Raw genomic sequence first — 16,047 nt, 5'->3', positions numbered from 1 at the left:
CCAGTCGTCGAACCGAGCGACGTCTGGCTGCTCTGGTAGCCGATCCCCGTATCGACGATACCGTACAACGTCACGCTGGTTTGAGCGTGCGCGCCGAGGGCGACCAACCCAAGGGCCGAGGTTGCTAATGCCTTTTTCATTTCTGCTCCTCTGTAAAAAATCTTTTCTCAATCTCTAACACCAGCAATCGCCCCGGCAATCTAAGGTGTGCAGAGCTAGCCGGCTCAGCGTGCCGGTGCAAATGCGAAGAGGGGTGAGCACTGAGTGGCGCCTGGATTTGCAAACCAGCCCGAAGTGTCGTTCAAACGCGATCTGATGTCTTTCAGGGTTTATACGAATTTGTACGATCTAGTTAGTTTTTTTCTGGCGTAGGTTCGGTTGAGCTAGGGTAGCCGCTTTGATTGCGGTGAAGCGAGATGGGGAAAAAGCTGGAGGATCTGGACGAACTTTTAAAAAAGTCAAAACCAGTATCCGCAGATGCAAGAGCTAAGCTCGAATCTGGTGCACGGGGGAGTTGAGGCGGGAGACGGCGCTGTCACGTTAAATTGTGCGCGACGCAATGGCGGAGAGGACACACGCTTGCTCAGAAAACGGACGGAACTTGGGCGGCCTCAGTGAAACGATGCTAGGCGGCGAAGCGTGCGACGAGCTGTTTGCGATAGAGTGAGGCGCGTAGCATGTGTCGTTTGAGCGCGAAGTGCTGACGGATCGGACCGAAGCTCGATAAGAAAGCCTGCGTACGTTCAGGATCGCGGGATACGCGCAGGTGCTCAACGTGTTGCGCCACTGCTGGATGAACCAAGCGCGCTAATCAGTGGAAATCGCAATGCGGCAGATCATAGGCAGCCCTGATTGACAGGGCAGCCGGAACTTCTTAAGCCTGAGTCGCCGACAACGCCGCATTCAGCGTCTTGCTCGGGCGCATCACGGCGTCCAGCTTTTCGCTGTCGGGCTTGTAGTAACCGCCAATGTCCACCGGCTGGCCTTGCACGGCCGAGAATTCGGCCACGATGGCCTGCTCGTTCTCAGTCAGTTGCTTCGCCAACGGCGCAAAATGCGCGGCAAGCTCGGCGTCTTCGGTTTGCGCGGCCAGTCCCTGGGCCCAGTACATGGCGAGATAAAACTGACTGCCGCGATTGTCCAGTTGTCCTGTCTTGGGCGACGGGTTCTTATTGTTTTCCAGTAGCTGGCCCGTGGCGGCATCCAGCGTCTTTGCCAGTATTTTGGCCTTGGCATTGCCGGTCTTGATGCCCAGGTCTTCCAGTGACACCGCCAGCGCCAGGAATTCACCCAGAGAATCCCAGCGCAGGTGGTTTTCTTCCACCAGTTGCTTGACATGCTTGGGCGCCGAGCCGCCCGCCCCGGTTTCGTACATGCCGCCACCGGCCATCAGCGGCACGATGGAGAGCATCTTGGCGCTGGTACCCAACTCCATGATGGGGAACAGATCGGTCAGGTAGTCGCGCAGGATATTGCCCGTGACCGAGATGGTGTCCAGCCCGCGAATGACGCGCTCCAGCGTATAACGCATGGCTCGCACCTGCGACATGATCTGGATGTCCAAACCGGTCGTGTCGTGGTCCTTGAGGTAGGTCTCGACCTTCTTGATCACCTCGGCCTCGTGAGGGCGGTACGGGTCCAGCCAGAAGATGGCCGGCATGCCGGAGTTGCGGGCCCGGGTGACCGCCAGCTTGACCCAGTCGCGGATCGGCGCGTCCTTGACCTGGCACATGCGCCAGATGTCACCTTCTTCGACGTTCTGCGTGAGCAGCACTTCGCCTGTATCGATATCGACGATGCGGGCTTCGCCTGCCTCGGGCACTTCAAAAGTCTTGTCGTGCGAGCCGTATTCCTCGGCCTGCTGCGCCATCAGCCCGACGTTGGGGACCGTGCCCATCGTGACCGGGTCGAAGTTGCCGTTGGTTTTGCAGAAGTTGATGATCTCCTGGTAGATGCGGGCGAACGTGCTCTCCGGGATCACGGCCTTGGTGTCCTTCGGACGACCGTCGGCGCCCCACATCTTGCCGCCGATGCGGATCATGGCCGGCATCGAGGCGTCCACGATCACGTCGTTCGGTGCATGCAGGTTGGAGATACCCTTGGCCGAGTCCACCATCGCCAGCTCGGGGCGATGCTCGTGGCAGGCGTGCAAATCGCGGATGATTTCTTCGCGCTTCGAGCTAGGCAGGCTTTCCAGCTTGTCGTACAGATTGACGAGGCCGTTGTTGACGTTCACACCCAGTTCGTCGAACAGCTTGCCGTGTTTCTCGAAGGCTTCCTTGTAGAAAATCTTCACCGCGTGGCCAAAGACAATCGGGTGCGAGACCTTCATCATCGTGGCCTTGACGTGTAGCGACAGCATCACGCCGGTCTTGCGGGCGTCTTCCATCTGCTCTTCGTAGAAGTCGCACAGCGCCTTCTTGCTCATGAACATGCTGTCGATGATCTCGCCGTCCAGCAGCGACACCTTGGGCTTGAGCACGATGGCCTTACCGCTTTGGGTCAGCAGTTCCATCTTCACGTTGCGGGCGTGGTCCACCGTCATGGACTTTTCGCCGTGGTAGAAGTCGCCGTGCTTCATGTGCGCCACGTGGGTGCGCGAAGCCATGCTCCACTCGCCCATGCTGTGCGGGTTCTTGCGGGCATAGTTCTTCACGGCGGCGGGTGCGCGGCGGTCCGAGTTGCCCTCGCGCAGCACGGGATTGACGGCACTGCCCAGACACCTGGAGTAACGCTGACGGATGGCCTTCTCGGCGTCGGTCTTCGGTTCCTCAGGGAAATCCGGCACGTTGTAGCCCTTGCCCTGCAGCTCCTTGATCGCACCGACCAACTGATGCACTGAGGCACTAATATTGGGCAGTTTGATGATGTTGGTATCGGGCAGCAAGGTCAGACGACCGAGTTCGGCCAGGTTGTCAGGCGCCCGTTGCGCCTCGGTCAGGAATTCTGGAAATTCGCCCAGGATGCGGCCGGCCACTGAGATGTCGCTCGCGGTGACCTGGATGCCGGCCGACGCGGTAAACGTGCGGATGATGGGCAGGAAGGCACTCGTTGCCAGCAGCGGGGCCTCGTCGGTCAGGGTGTAGATGATGGTAGGTTGCTGGGTAGCCATTCATTGCCTCAAGAACGTGAAGTGGGTTGGCGAACTGCATCAAAGACCGGCATCGATGCTGGAATTTTGCCTGAGTTCGTGCACCAGCGGCGCTGAACCGCACGCCTTTTTTACATTACGCTTTCATTGCAATCGCAGAATGGAAAATCCGCTTACAAGCGGACCTTTCTATACCTGGATCGTGTCAGTTCGTGGTCGTATGATTACGACATGAACACACGCTGTTGGCAACCGTTACCGGCCGCCTGGCGTTCACCAAACCATCGCCTAGGTTGATCAGTCCTTTCCGCGGCCGAACCCGTTCGGCGGATCGCCCGGCGTACGCACACCGCTTACACGAGCCGACGACATCGCTCAGTTGCTGCCGCATCGCGGGTCACCGATCATTACTGCCTGATAGAGCGCTACGGCGCTTTCACCGGGTGCTTACGCTCGAGTGGAGCAATGCTGCGTAAATCTGGTGCCGTAAACGCAGAAACTCCACCTTTTTTGGTGGAGTTTCTGAAGAGGAATCTTACGCGACCACCTCGCCAACGTGACAGAGCCCTCAAGACGAGTGTCACGTCCTCAGTCCGCGTCATGGATCGAGCACACCACCGGTCCAGCTGGCAGATGGCTTCGACCCCGTCAACTTGACTGCTACGTCGCCCTGCGCAATCAGACGATCGCGGCTGCGTGTAACAAGCCGCCCCGCTTGAGGCGCCCGCAAAACATGCTCGCTGCTCGGGTCGCCCGGGCGCGCGACGATTCGCGCGATGCGCTCACCCTCGGCGACCTGCGCGCCCAGTTCGCGTTCGTACACAAGCACGCCCGACACCGGCGCGAACACCGTTTCCATGTGGCCCATCGGTATCGTTTCACCCGACCATTCACGCTGAACGCGACGATCCTCTATGACGCCCCGGCCGCACAGAAACGCGTAGATGCCTTGAGCGTCCCGATCGGCCAGGTCATCGGAGACGTCGGATTGACCACGCAACTCGACGGTTGCCGCCAGGCGGCCCTCGATTTGCTGCGCCCGCAGCCAGTGCGACACCATCGCACCTTCGAATGCGCCATCGTCATCGTTATCCCAGAGAATGGCGACGTCCGCTTCCAGCGCACCTGCCAGATCACGCGCATCCGGCCAGAAGCAGCGGTTGACGTAGATATAGGGCAACGCCTCGGAATCGGTATGCAGATCGAGCACGATCTGTGCGTCGACCGCGAGACCGACGATCGCTTTCTGCCACGCGGCGAACGTCGTGGCCGGCCGTTGCAGCGCAGAAGACTCAATGAAATGACGATTGAAGTTGCGACTTGTCGATTCATGAAAGCGGCCGAGGATGTGGCCGTTGCGAAACTGCGCGATGCCGAGCGGATTGGCTTGCGGCACAACAGTCACCGTGCCGCGTAGACGTCTGTCCGCGTGCGCATGCTCGAGGCGCGGCAGCAGTTTGTGCAACACCAGCATGCCGGCGATCTCATCGGCGTGAACGCCCGCCTGTAAATGCACACGCGGGCCACCACCCTGCCCTGCAAGCCGCCACGCCCGAACCGGCACGGGATGGCCCGAATCGCTGTTCACTGTCAGGGAAATATCTTCGAGCATGAACAGGCTCCTGATTCAGGCGCACCGCGCCGCTTCACCCGCCGCTTCACCTGCTGATGCACCGATACCCAGACCCCGGACAAACGTGGTGATGCGCTCACACGCATCCACCAACCGCGCTTCATCGACGACGAAGCCGAAACGCACGAAACCGTTTGCCGTATCGCCAAACGCACTGGCATCGAGCAACGCCACGCCTTGCGCGCGAAATAGCTGCCATGTGAAATCGAACGCGTTGAGGCCCGTGCCCGTCACGTCCACCATCATGAACATGCCCGCTTCCGGCAACAGGCAACGCAAGCCCGGCACCTGACGCAAACGGTCGTAGACCACATCACGCCGACGTCTGTAGACCTCGCGCATATCGGCGACGATCTGCGCTTTGTGCTCCAGCGCCGTCAGCGCCGCCTGCTGGATAAAACCCGGCAAACCATAGAGCATGCATAGCGCGAGGCGTTCAAGATGTCCGACGAGCGGCGCGGGCCCAATAACCCAGCCTATCCGCCAGCCGGGCATCGCGTGGGACTTCGACAGACTGCTTATCGTCACCGTGCGCCCGGCCATGCCGGCGAGGGATGCAATACTCACGTGCTCGCGCTCGAAGGTCAGGTCTGCGTAGACCTCGTCGGCGAGCACCCACAGATCGTGCTGGCAGGCCAGCTGTGCAATCCGTTCGAGATCGGCCCGTGGCATCACGACGCCAGTCGGATTGCAGGGGGTGGCAAAGAAAATCGCCTTCGTGCGCGGCGTGATGGCCGCTTCGAGCGCATCGCAATCGATATGAAAGCCGCGCGCCGGATCAACCGGCACGGGCACGAGGGTAGCGCCCGATGCGCGCACGCTTGCCTCGTAGGTCAGATACATCGGCTCCGGCACGATCACCTCATCGCCTGCCTGGCACAGGCAGAGCGATGCGGCGAACAACCCATTTTGCGTACCCGCCACCACAATCACATTCTCTGCGGCGACAGCGTGGCCCGTCGCACGCGTATGTTCCTGTGCAATCGCCGTGCGCAACGCGGCGCGGCCCGCCACCTCGCTGTAATGCGTATCGCCGCTGCGCAATGCCGTGACCGCGCGCTCGACGATGACATCCGGCGTAGCAAAATCGGGATCCCCTACGCTCAGCAGAATGACGTCCTCGCCTTGGGCAAGCGCCTTCTGTGCGGCGTAGTGAATCTCCCAGGCCGAGGTCCGCTTACCTTGCAGGCGTTCCACCAGATTCGAATACTTCATTCAAACACTCCTTGCAGCGGCAGACGCGAGACAGCTTGTTTGCGCGAGGCCCATCGCCGCGGTTCGGGTTCAGCGTGACGAACGGACCGGCACGCGATGTTCCAGATAGCCAAACGCCTTTTCAATGACGAAGGCGAGCACGACATAAATGATCGCGATCGCGAGCAACGGCTCGTAGGTGCGCAGGGTTTGCGCGCGAATATAGTTCGCGGCACCCAGCACATCCATGACCGCGACCGTCGACGCCAGCGCGGTCGATTTCAGCAGCATGACCGTTTCACCCGCAAGGGTCGGCAACAGGATCTGGATTGCGCGCGGCAGCCAGACCCGACGTATCACAAGACGAGGACGCATCCCCATGGCGCGCGCGGCTTCTATTTCGCCTTTCGGCACACCGCGCAGTCCGGCGCGGATCACTTCGCCAACATACGCGCCCACGCTGATCACGAGCGCAAGCGCGACATACCAGAAGCCATCGCGCAGAAACGGCCACAAGAAGCTCTCACGCAGCGACGGCCAGCCGGCAAAGAGCGAGCCGAGCCCGTAGTAAATGAGGTAGATCTGCACGAGCAGCGGCGTACCGCGAATCACCTCGGTAAAGCCTTTGCTCAGACGCGCAATCAGCACGTTGTGCGAAATCCGCGCGAACGCCACTGCGACGGCGAGCAGAAAACCGAACACGCCAGAAATCACCAGCAGCTTGAGCGTCGTGACCACACCCAGCAGGAGCAACGACGCATACGACGACAACACACTCAAATCCATGGCAGGCACCCGGCTAAGATCGATAAGCGGCAATCAGGAATTCGGCATCCAGCGGCCGAAGCGGCGCTCGATCTCACGAAAGAGCAGACCGGACAGCGACGTGATGACGAAATAAACCGCCGCCACCATCAGGTAGTAGCGGAGATATTCACGCGTCGAACCCGCCGCCTGCTTGGCGGTGTAGAGCAATTCGTTGTAGCCCACCACGCTGATAAGCGCGCTATCCTTGACGAGGATCAGCCACAGGTTGGCGAATCCCGCGAGCGCGTAAGGCGCCATCGCCGGCAGGATGACGCGCCGGAACACTAGAGCCGGCCGTGCGCCAAACACCCTGCCCGCTTCGATCTGGCCATACGGAATGGCAAGGATCGCGCCACGGATGATTTCCGCCGCGTACGCGCCCTGTACGATACCCAGCACGATAACCGCTGCTGCGAAGCCATTGACGTTGACCGGCCCGATGCCCACCGCCGTCATGAGCAGATTGATGGCGTCGGTGCCTGCGTAGTAAAGCAGCAGGATCAGAAGCAGTTCCGGAACCGCGCGGCACACGGTGGTGTACCCCTGCGCGATCCGCTCGAGCGCGCGCACACCTGAGAGCTTGGCGAATGCACCAGCCAGTCCAAGGACGATGCCCACCACGAACGCGCCAACTGAGATTTCGAGCGTCACTATGGCGCCCTGCAGCAGCGCTACGCCCCAGCCGTCCGGGTCCATCCCCAGGTACGCTACCCAAGCCCATGAATTCATGCGGTCTCCCGTCTGTGGTGGCGTCGATGGATATCAGTGCGGCCAGAGATCGATCGGGAAATACTTCTTCGAGATCTCTGCGTACTTACCCGAATCGTGCAGTTGCGTCAGCGCCTGGTCCATACGCTGTTTGAGCGCGGTGTCGCCCTTGCGCATACCCGCACCCACGCCGGAGCCGTAGACGGCCGGGTCCATCTTGACGCTGCCCGGACCTTTCAGTTCGAGCGCGGCGCCGTCCTTCGTCTTGAGGAAATCAATGACGCCCAGCTGATCGAGATACATCGCGTCGATGCGGCCGGCCACGAGATCCGCATTGCAATCATCCTGGGTGTTGTACAGGCGCACAGTCGCCGTCTTGCCATAGCTGTTCTTGATGAACTCGGCGTTCGCAGTGGAACCCTGCACGCCGATGATCTTGCCCTTCAGGCCTTCCGGCGAGAAGGTCATCTTCACGTTCTTCGGCCCCACAAAGGCACCGGGCGTTTCATAGTAAGGACGCGAGAACGCGATGACCTTCTCACGCTCCGGCGTGATCGACATCGAATTGAATATCACGTCGATCTTGTCGCTTTGCAGCGCGGGGATGATGCCGTCCCACGCCATTTCCTTGATCTCACACGTGGCTTTCATCTGGACGCACAGTGCGCGGATCAGATCGGCTTCAAAACCGGTCCATTGACCTGTCGGCGACTTCATCGAAAACGGCGGGTAGGGTTCAGCGGCCACACCGAAACGCAGCGTATCCTGTGCTGCGCCGGCAGGCACCGTGAAAGTGAGCAAAACGAGGACGGCGCTTGCCATGAAGCCCAGATTGCGCAATATTTTTTTCATGATCGATCTTCTTCTCTGTTGGGATTAGTCGGGCGCTGCGAACGAATGATTCACTGAAAGATTCACTGCCAGACTCGAACTCACGAGCCTCGATGCGTTACTCAATGGCGTTGCTTGTGCGCGGTTACGAACTGGCGGCATCGCTCGCTCTGCGGTGCGTCGAAAACCTCCGCGGGCGCACCGCTCTCTTCCACGCGGCCTTGATGCAGGAACATGATCTTGCTCGAGACGTCTCGCGCGAAGTCCATTTCGTGCGTCACCAGAATCATGGTGCGGCCTTCGCAAGCCAGATCGCGGATCACCTTCAGCACTTCGCCGACACGTTCGGGGTCGAGCGCGGAGGTCGGCTCGTCGAACAGCATGACTTTTGGCTGCATCGAGAGGGCACGTGCAATCGCGACACGCTGCTGCTGTCCACCGGAAAGGAAAGCTGGGTAGATATCGCGTTTATCGGCAAGGCCGACACGTTCGAGCAGATGTTCGGCACGCGCGACAACTTCGGTGCGCGCTTCGCCAAGCACGTGAACAGGCATTTCGATGACGTTTTCGAGCACAGTACGATGCGCCCAGAGATTGAAGCTTTGAAAGACCATGCCGAGCCGGGTGCGGATTCGCTCGACCTGCCGCGGATCGCGCGCGACGGGACGTCCCTTTCGGTCGACACCCAACTGGATCTGTTCGCCGTCTACGACGATCTTGCCTTGTGAAGGTATTTCCAGCAGGTTGATGCATCGAAGCAAGGTACTCTTACCGGAACCGCTTGCGCCAATCAGGGAAATCACTTCGCCTTCATGCGCTGTGAGCGAGACGCCTTTGAGAACCTCCAGATCACCGAAGCTCTTATGGAGATTCTCGATACGCACTCGCTCCGCCATCTCTACTCTGCTGCCATTTACTGGGGCTAACATGCTGTCTCCTTACTCCCTCGCTGGCATTTCCCGTAACCGGTGCCGCGATGTCTTGTTGAATGGTCGACCAACCTGCATGTGCGCACGAGTATATGTTCTGCTGAACAATGGTTCAACAGTTTTCAATATTCGCTGGCAGAAGATTTTCCCGGTCTTCCCTGGGCTTGTAAGCAGGTCTCGCACAATGCGCTGAATACACTTGCTTGCAGGGTTCGAATCGCAACGGCGCCTTGTCCAGGAAAAGCCTGGAAGCGAAGCTCGGTACAGATCAATTGAACAATCGTTCTGTACTCACATATAATCGGCCGCGTAACGACTCTGAAAGGCCATGGAGTGAAAAAGATCATCGGTAAGGAACCCGTCCCGACGCGCGGACGCGGTGTCCGCGAAATGCCGGCTGTGCGTCAGCAATCGATCATCGACGCGACGATGCGCTGCATTGCCCGCTACAGCTATTCCGAAACCACCATCGACCGGATCTGCGTCGAGGCGAAAGTCTCGCGCGGCCTGATCAACCATCATTTCCAGTCGAAAGACGAACTGATGGCGCAGACTTACAAACGGCTGGCAGCGGATCTGCTTGCAGTTTCCAGGGAGGCAGCGGCGAATGCCGCAGGCCCTGAGGAGAAACTCGACGCCATCATCAAGGTGTGTTTCGCTCCGCCCGTGTTCGCGCCCAAGAACGTCAAGGTCTGGCTCGGGTTCTGGAGTGTCGCGCATAGCGACCCCGTGATCCGCAAGGCGCACAAGGAACTGTACAGCGGCTACAAGCAGGCGCTGAAAAGACTGTTCGACCAGATCGGCGAGGTGCGCGGTGCGCCGATCGACAGCGAACTCGCTGCATTGACGCTGACAGCGGTCATCGACGGGTTCTGGCTCGAACTTGCACGCGACCCCACCTCGTTCACGGCCGAAGACGCGCTGCGCAGCTGTCTGCAGGTCGTGGAAAGCTTCCTGCCGCCGGCGAAGACCAGCAGGAAGCGGGCGTGACGAGTGCGTAAACAGTACGTAAGTTTTCGCGTGCCGGCCGGTTGACCGGCCGGGTAAAGAAAAAGCCGCCGTCCCGGGTTTGAACTGCACCCCAAAAGTTGGACACTCGCCCAACGATTTTGGGGTGTTTTTTCATGAGCAGGTACAGCCCGATCATCCGTCATGGGCCTACCGGCGTTGCAGCAATAGCGGCTCGGCGGACTCAAGCGGCCGTGATTTCGATCAGCGAGGGTACCCTCTGCTGCGCCGCGCGTGCGAGTGCTTCAGCTAGCGGCGTGCCTTCGTCGAGTCGCTCGGCGGCCCACCCATAGGCCTGCGCAATCGCGACGAAATCGGGTGTATGCAAATCGACTCCGATCGGTTCGACCTGGCGATTGAGCATCGCGCTTTTGATTTCACCGTATCCACCGTTGTTGAGCAAGAGCACGATTACGCGCGCCTCATGTTGCGCCGCCGTGCCGAGTTCGCCCAAGGTGAACTGAAAACCGCCATCGCCGGCGAGACACACCACGGGACGGGTGGCGTCGCCAAGACTCGCGCCGATCGCGGCAGGCAGGCCGTAACCGAGCGAACCGAACCCCACTGATGCGTTGAACCACGAACGCGGGCGCGGCGCGGCGTAGCCGATATTGCCGGAGTACACAAAACGCGTAGAGTCGCCGACGATGCTCGCGTTCGGCAAAGCCTGCCTGACACAAGCCAGCACGTCGAGATCACGCCGCGTGACGGCATCGAGTTCGCGCTTGCCAGCGGCACGGCACGCCGCCGCCCGAGTGGCCCCGTTGCCGCGATGTTCAGGCGCGGACCACGCCCGACGCAGCGCGGCCAGCGTCTCGCCGACATCGCCTAGCATGGGCAGCATCGGCGCCGCGTTGCGAAAGAGCTGCTGCGCGTCGATATCCATGCGCAACAGGTTCGCTGGCGGCACAAAACTGCCGTCCGCGTAAAGATCGTAGTCGGTCGGTCCGAGCTCGGTGCCGAGCGCGACAATCAGATCGCTCTCACGCATCAAGGCGCGCACTGCCTGGCTCGATGCCGACAGCGAGATGCCCAGCTCATGCTCAGGTGGCAGGATGCCGCGTCCGTTGATGGTCATGATGACGGGCGCGTCAAGCGCTCGTGCAAACCGTTGCACTTCATCGGCCGCGGCTAGTGCCCCACCGCCCGCAAGAATCAACGGTGCACGCGCAAGGCCGATGAGTTCGAGCGCCTCCTCGATAGCGCGCGGCGCGGCCGGTCCCGCGCTCACGCGTGGGGGTGCCGCGGGGATAGCGGGCAGATCCTGCGCCGAAGCGGTAATGACGTCGAGCGGCAACTCGATATGCACCGGGCGCGGCCGTCCACTCGAGAACACCGCGAATGCACGCGCCACCACTTGCGGCAACTCCTCGGCACGCGTGACCGTATGACTGAACTCGGCTACGCCGCTCGTGAGCTGCCGTTGATCGGGCAATTCATGCAGGTGGCCATTGCCGGAGCCGAGATGCCCCAAAGCATTGACGCTGGAGATCACCAGCATCGGAATCGAATCGGCATAGGCCTGCGCCATCGCCGTGGCGATATTGGTCACGCCAGGGCCGGTGATCACGAAGCACACGCCTGGACGGCCGGTTGCTCGCGCGTAGCCGTCCGCCATGAAACCCAGTCCCTGTTCATGGCGCGCCGTGATATGGCGTATCTTGCTTCCGGAAAGTCCACGGTACAGGTCGATCGTATGCACGCCTGGAATGCCGAAGACGGTGTCCACGCCATAGGCCGCGAGGAGTTCGACGAGATACATACCCACTGTTTTCATGCGTTTCACCCATCAGTCAGGAGGCCGGTTCAATGCACTGTTCCGGTGTAAATCATTGTTTTACGCTCACGAAGCGAGACCAGGTAACAGTTCGCGGATGCCTTGCGCCAGCATCTGGAAGGCGATCGCGGTGAGCACAATCCCCGAAAGCCGTTCGACAAGGGTCATGCCTATCTCACCGAGACGCTTGCACCATGTTCCCGAAAACACGTACGTCAGACCAATCACGCCAGCGTGCAATACGCACACCATGCTGATAATGCACAGGTCCGCAACGGTGTGAAAGCGCGTCGCGGTCGTGATCACAAGCGAGACGACAGCACTGCCGATCGACAGCGGAAAGATCAATGGCACAGCAATAAAACTGCGCCATTGCGCGTATTCAAGTTTGACCGTTCCGCCGCGCCGCTCATCGTTATTGGTGCCGCGCATCATCGGAATCGACCACAGGCAAAGCACGAGGCCGCCCGTCAATGTCAGCGCGCCAAGGGTCAAGCCGAGCATTCGCAGCAAGAACTGGCCGCCCCAAACCGCACCTACCATTAATGCCCCAATCCAGACGAATAGGCGCCATGCAATTTGCCGTTGCGTCGAATCGGGAAAATGTCCGGTCACGGACGCATACATCGGCATCGCCACCGGTGGGCAAAAGAGCGTGAGAAGCCCCGTGATGAAGAGCAGTACGTCGCTGGACGTCATGGTCATCGCGTTTAGCTCAATTGCGCGTCCAGTTCCGGCACCACCGTGAACAGGTCACCCACCAGACCATAATCGGCGACGCTGAAAATCGGCGCTTCCGGGTCCTTGTTGATGGCGACGATCACCTTCGAGTCTTTCATGCCGGCCAGGTGCTGGATCGCACCCGAGATGCCGACCGCCACATACAGTTGCGGCGCAACGATCTTGCCGGTCTGGCCGACCTGGTAGTCGTTCGGCACGAAGCCCGCATCCACTGCGGCGCGTGACGCACCGAGTGCTGCGTTCAGCTTGTCTGCCAGCGGTTCCAGAATCTTGGTGTAGTTCTCGCCATTGCCCAGACCACGGCCACCCGAGACGATGATCTTCGCCGAGGTCAGTTCCGGACGGTCCAGCTTCGTCACTTCACGGCTCACGAATTGCGAGAGGCCCGTGTCGGCTGCCGCTTCGATCTTCTCGACGGTTGCGCTACCGCCTTCTGCTGCCACCGGGTCGAAACCGGTCGTGCGGACCGTGATGACCTTGATCGGGTCTTGTGACTGAACCGTCGCGATTGCGTTGCCTGCATAGATCGGGCGTTCAAACGTTTCGGCCGAATCCACTGCCGTGATTTCGCTGATCTGCGCGACGTCCAGCTTCGCGGCGATACGCGGCGCGATGTTCTTGCCGTAAGCAGTCGCCGGCGCGAGGATATGCGTGTAGTCCTTCGCGATGTTCAGCACCGTCGCTTCGACGTTTTCTGCCAACCCTGCTGCGAGTTGCGGCGCGTCGGCCAGCAGGACCTTCGAAACACCTGCAATCTTCGCTGCCGCATCCGCTGCGGCTTGCGCGTTGTGACCCGCCACCAGCACGTGAATATCGCCGCCGATGTTCTGTGCGGCCGCAATCGTATTCAGCGTCGCGGCCTTGATCGACGCGTTGTCATGTTCTGCAATTACCAGATGCGTCATTTCGTCCGTCTCCTGTGTCGACCGGAGTTAGCCCTTTAACGCTTACTCCGGTCCCATGCAAGTTGATTGCGCGTTGTCCTTAGAGCACCTTGGCTTCGGTCTTCAGCTTCTCGACCAGCGTCTTCACATCCGGCACCTTCACACCGGCGGAGCGCTTCGGCGGCTCGACGACCTTCAGCGTCTTCAGGCGCGGCGTCACATCAACGCCGAGGTCTTCCGGCTTGATGACTTCCAGCGGCTTCTTCTTCGCCTTCATGATGTTCGGCAGCGTCACGTAGCGCGGCTCGTTCAGGCGCAGGTCGGTCGTGATCACGGCGGGAAGCGTCAAGGACAGCGTCTCAGCGCCGCCGTCGACTTCACGCGAAACAGTAGCTTTACCATCTGCAACAACAACCTTCGACGCAAACGTAGCCTGCGGCAAGCCAGCCAAAGCAGCCAGCATCTGGCCGGTCTGGTTCGAATCGTCGTCGATGGCCTGCTTGCCAAGGATGACCAATGAAGGCTGCTCTTTATCGACCAGCGCCTTGAGCAGCTTGGCGACCGCCAGCGGCTGCAACTCTTCGTTCGACTCGATCAGGATCGCGCGGTCCGCGCCGATTGCCAGCGCCGTGCGCAGCGTTTCCTGCGCTTGCGTCACACCCGCCGACACGGCGATCACTTCAGTCGCCACGCCCGCTTCACGCAGACGCACGGCTTCTTCAACCGCTATTTCGTCGAACGGATTCATCGACATCTTCACGTTCGCGATGTCGACGCCCGTGCCGTCCGATTTCGCCCGGACTTTCACGTTGTAATCGACTACTCTTTTCACCGCCAGCAAAATCTTCATACTCGTTCTCACTATTCCCGTTCGTCGGTTCAGTCCTGCTCCGTCATCTGCGGCGTTCGCACGCGCGGGTACATTTCCGCATCGAAATCATCGAGCGACGGGAAAGACAGCGGTTCAAGCTGATCGAGTTTCGTCAGATAGTCGCCGTACCGCCCGAGCATCGCCTCACGCTCGGCCGGCTTGACGTAAGGCACGTGATAGGCCACGAACGACGGCAGCACCTCAAAGCCGGCATAGCCCAACGTGCCGCGCAGCACATGACGCAACATCAGGTCCATTTCGCCGTGAACGCCCTCTGCATCGAACATGAAATCGCGGCCGCCGCACGTATAAGCCAGCATCGCGCGCTTGCCGCGCATGCCGCCGCGGTCATAGAAGCGCTGCCCGCCATAGACCTTGCCCGATACCAGCACGCGGTCCATCCAACCTTTCATGATCGCCGGCACCGAGCACCAGAAAAGCGGAAAGCTGAAGATGATCAGATCGCAAGCGAGCAGCTTGTCGAGTTCCGCGCGAATGTCCGGCCCAATTGTGCCCGCGGCGACGTTCTCGCGCTGTTCGAGCGCATAGACCAGATAGTCGTTGTTCTTGCGCGTGCCAAAGTCGGCCGCACTCGCCACCGGGTTCCAGTTCATCGCGTACAGGTCCGACACCATCACTTCGTGCCCCTGTCCCTGCAATGTTTCCACTGCGTGTCGTTGCATCGACGCGGTAAAGGACTGTGGCTCGGGATGAGCGTGAACGATCAATACCTTCATGTTGAAAACCTCTCCAAAGTAGCCGAATTCAAAGGTCGCCGGCCGCCTGCTTGCGGATCAGCGACAAGGCAATCACGACGCAGGTGGCCAGCAGCAACAGCGTGGAGACGGCGGCAATCGCCGGATCGACGTTTTCCCGCATGCCGTCCCACATCCTGCGCGGCAGCGTATAGATGTGCCGGCTCGAAATGAACAGCGTCACCACCAGTTCATCCCACGACAGGATGAAGGCGAACACGGAGGCCGACAACACGCCTGGGCGGATCGCCGGCAGAATCACGTAGCGCAGCGTCTGATACAGGTTCGCGCCCAGGTTGCGCGATGCCTGCTCGATCTTCACGCCGAGCGTGGCCAGCGACGCCGACACCGCCACCACGACATACGGCACGGACAACACGACGTGGGCAAGGATGGTGCCCGGGTAACTGTCGAGCAGTCCCCAGTCCGCCCAAAGACGGTAGAACGCCAGCGCTGACACAATCGGCGGCACAATCAGCGGAAATAGAACGATGAGCCGCACCGCTTCGCCGCGGCTCGACGCGATCTTCCATAAGCCGATCGCGCAGAGCGTGCCGAGAAACACCGAAATCGTCGCGGAGACGAGCGCGATCAATCCGCTTTGAAGAAAGCTCGTCGGCCAGTCATCATCCGTAAACAGCACTCGGTAGTGATCGAGCGACAGATGTCCCTGCGGCATGGAGAGGTAATCGTTTGGCGTAAACGAAACCGGTACCGACACCGCTAACGGCAACAGCAGGAATAGAATCGCTGCCCATGCAAGCCCGATCACCAACGCGCGCTTGAGGGTGAGTTTTTGGTTCATCGCATTCCTCGTC

Annotated in this window: 15 protein-coding genes and 1 pseudogene; 1 reads left to right on the top strand and 15 read right to left on the bottom strand. The window is 60.3% G+C overall.

What is annotated here, in order from left to right; all coding sequences use genetic code 11:
- The 9 genes and pseudogenes from GNZ12_RS02990 to GNZ12_RS02950 form a co-directional block, all read right to left on the bottom strand.
- A partial coding sequence (locus tag GNZ12_RS02990; protein WP_172308921.1) for a porin occupies positions 1-140 on the bottom strand: 140 nt, incomplete at its 3' end.
- Between the two features lie 485 nt (positions 141-625).
- Positions 626-763: pseudogene (locus tag GNZ12_RS02985) on the bottom strand (IS6 family transposase); the annotation flags it as partial.
- A 111-nt stretch (positions 764-874) separates the two neighbouring features.
- Positions 875-3,112, bottom strand: coding sequence for an NADP-dependent isocitrate dehydrogenase (locus GNZ12_RS02980; protein WP_172308920.1), 2,238 nt, complete (start codon positions 3,110-3,112; stop codon positions 875-877).
- Positions 3,113-3,689: 577 nt separating this feature from the next.
- On the bottom strand, positions 3,690-4,703 hold the full coding sequence (locus tag GNZ12_RS02975) for a M14 family metallopeptidase (RefSeq protein WP_172308919.1): 1,014 nt from the start codon (positions 4,701-4,703) through the stop codon (positions 3,690-3,692).
- Between the two features lie 15 nt (positions 4,704-4,718).
- Positions 4,719-5,939, bottom strand: coding sequence for a pyridoxal phosphate-dependent aminotransferase (locus GNZ12_RS02970; protein ID WP_172308918.1), 1,221 nt, complete (start codon positions 5,937-5,939; stop codon positions 4,719-4,721).
- Between the two features lie 69 nt (positions 5,940-6,008).
- Positions 6,009-6,704: an ABC transporter permease gene (locus GNZ12_RS02965; RefSeq protein ID WP_172308917.1), complete on the bottom strand. Its 696-nt coding sequence runs from the start codon at positions 6,702-6,704 to the stop codon at positions 6,009-6,011.
- A 33-nt stretch (positions 6,705-6,737) separates the two neighbouring features.
- A complete protein-coding gene (locus tag GNZ12_RS02960) occupies positions 6,738-7,454 on the bottom strand; it encodes an ABC transporter permease (RefSeq protein WP_172308916.1) in 717 nt (238 codons plus the stop codon).
- Positions 7,455-7,487: 33 nt separating this feature from the next.
- Positions 7,488-8,285: a transporter substrate-binding domain-containing protein gene (locus tag GNZ12_RS02955; protein ID WP_172308915.1), complete on the bottom strand. Its 798-nt coding sequence runs from the start codon at positions 8,283-8,285 to the stop codon at positions 7,488-7,490.
- Positions 8,286-8,386: 101 nt separating this feature from the next.
- Positions 8,387-9,193 carry an ABC transporter ATP-binding protein gene (locus GNZ12_RS02950; protein WP_328805937.1) on the bottom strand — a complete coding sequence of 269 codons (807 nt, stop codon included), beginning with the start codon at positions 9,191-9,193 and terminating at the stop codon, positions 8,387-8,389.
- A gap of 333 nt (positions 9,194-9,526) precedes the next feature.
- On the opposite strand from GNZ12_RS02950, the gene GNZ12_RS02945 reads away from it, so the two are divergent.
- Entirely contained in the window at positions 9,527-10,183 is a 657-nt protein-coding gene (locus GNZ12_RS02945) for a TetR family transcriptional regulator C-terminal domain-containing protein (RefSeq protein ID WP_328805936.1), read from the top strand.
- 202 nt (positions 10,184-10,385) lie between these two features.
- Here GNZ12_RS02945 and GNZ12_RS02940 read toward each other — a convergent pair whose 3' ends face one another.
- The 6 genes from GNZ12_RS02940 to GNZ12_RS02915 form a co-directional block, all read right to left on the bottom strand.
- Complete coding sequence (locus tag GNZ12_RS02940; RefSeq protein WP_172308914.1) at positions 10,386-11,978, bottom strand: 5-guanidino-2-oxopentanoate decarboxylase; 1,593 nt, start codon at positions 11,976-11,978, stop codon at positions 10,386-10,388.
- A 66-nt stretch (positions 11,979-12,044) separates the two neighbouring features.
- Positions 12,045-12,677: a MarC family protein gene (locus tag GNZ12_RS02935; protein WP_235993546.1), complete on the bottom strand. Its 633-nt coding sequence runs from the start codon at positions 12,675-12,677 to the stop codon at positions 12,045-12,047.
- An 11-nt stretch (positions 12,678-12,688) separates the two neighbouring features.
- Positions 12,689-13,624 carry an electron transfer flavoprotein subunit alpha/FixB family protein gene (locus GNZ12_RS02930; protein ID WP_172308912.1) on the bottom strand — a complete coding sequence of 312 codons (936 nt, stop codon included), beginning with the start codon at positions 13,622-13,624 and terminating at the stop codon, positions 12,689-12,691.
- Positions 13,625-13,703: 79 nt separating this feature from the next.
- Entirely contained in the window at positions 13,704-14,453 is a 750-nt protein-coding gene (locus GNZ12_RS02925) for an electron transfer flavoprotein subunit beta/FixA family protein (protein ID WP_172308911.1), read from the bottom strand.
- A gap of 29 nt (positions 14,454-14,482) precedes the next feature.
- The gene (locus tag GNZ12_RS02920) at positions 14,483-15,211 is read right to left on the bottom strand and encodes an NAD(P)H-dependent oxidoreductase (protein WP_172308910.1); all 729 of its coding nucleotides are present in this window, start codon (positions 15,209-15,211) and stop codon (positions 14,483-14,485) included.
- Positions 15,212-15,239: 28 nt separating this feature from the next.
- The gene (locus GNZ12_RS02915) at positions 15,240-16,034 is read right to left on the bottom strand and encodes an ABC transporter permease (protein ID WP_172308909.1); all 795 of its coding nucleotides are present in this window, start codon (positions 16,032-16,034) and stop codon (positions 15,240-15,242) included.
- Between the last annotated feature and the right edge of the window lie 13 nt (positions 16,035-16,047).

This window comes from Paraburkholderia solitsugae (genome assembly GCF_013177695.1).
GTDB classification, from domain to species: domain Bacteria; phylum Pseudomonadota; class Gammaproteobacteria; order Burkholderiales; family Burkholderiaceae; genus Paraburkholderia; species Paraburkholderia solitsugae.
This window is presented reverse-complemented; position numbering and strand designations above follow the sequence as displayed.

What these genes read in the sequence shown, in the direction of transcription:
- GNZ12_RS02980 (WP_172308920.1), bottom strand. Translation starts at nt 3,112, where the DNA reads ATGGCTACCCAGCAACCTACCATCATCTACACCCTGACCGACGAGGCC.
- GNZ12_RS02975 (WP_172308919.1), bottom strand. Translation starts at nt 4,703, where the DNA reads ATGCTCGAAGATATTTCCCTGACAGTGAACAGCGATTCGGGCCATCCC.
- GNZ12_RS02970 (WP_172308918.1), bottom strand. Translation starts at nt 5,939, where the DNA reads ATGAAGTATTCGAATCTGGTGGAACGCCTGCAAGGTAAGCGGACCTCG.
- GNZ12_RS02965 (WP_172308917.1), bottom strand. Translation starts at nt 6,704, where the DNA reads ATGGATTTGAGTGTGTTGTCGTCGTATGCGTCGTTGCTCCTGCTGGGT.
- GNZ12_RS02960 (WP_172308916.1), bottom strand. Translation starts at nt 7,454, where the DNA reads ATGAATTCATGGGCTTGGGTAGCGTACCTGGGGATGGACCCGGACGGC.
- GNZ12_RS02955 (WP_172308915.1), bottom strand. Translation starts at nt 8,285, where the DNA reads ATGAAAAAAATATTGCGCAATCTGGGCTTCATGGCAAGCGCCGTCCTC.
- GNZ12_RS02950 (WP_328805937.1), bottom strand. Translation starts at nt 9,193, where the DNA reads ATGTTAGCCCCAGTAAATGGCAGCAGAGTAGAGATGGCGGAGCGAGTG.
- GNZ12_RS02940 (WP_172308914.1), bottom strand. Translation starts at nt 11,978, where the DNA reads ATGAAAACAGTGGGTATGTATCTCGTCGAACTCCTCGCGGCCTATGGC.
- GNZ12_RS02935 (WP_235993546.1), bottom strand. Translation starts at nt 12,677, where the DNA reads ATGACGTCCAGCGACGTACTGCTCTTCATCACGGGGCTTCTCACGCTC.
- GNZ12_RS02930 (WP_172308912.1), bottom strand. Translation starts at nt 13,624, where the DNA reads ATGACGCATCTGGTAATTGCAGAACATGACAACGCGTCGATCAAGGCC.
- GNZ12_RS02925 (WP_172308911.1), bottom strand. Translation starts at nt 14,453, where the DNA reads ATGAAGATTTTGCTGGCGGTGAAAAGAGTAGTCGATTACAACGTGAAA.
- GNZ12_RS02920 (WP_172308910.1), bottom strand. Translation starts at nt 15,211, where the DNA reads ATGAAGGTATTGATCGTTCACGCTCATCCCGAGCCACAGTCCTTTACC.
- GNZ12_RS02915 (WP_172308909.1), bottom strand. Translation starts at nt 16,034, where the DNA reads ATGAACCAAAAACTCACCCTCAAGCGCGCGTTGGTGATCGGGCTTGCA.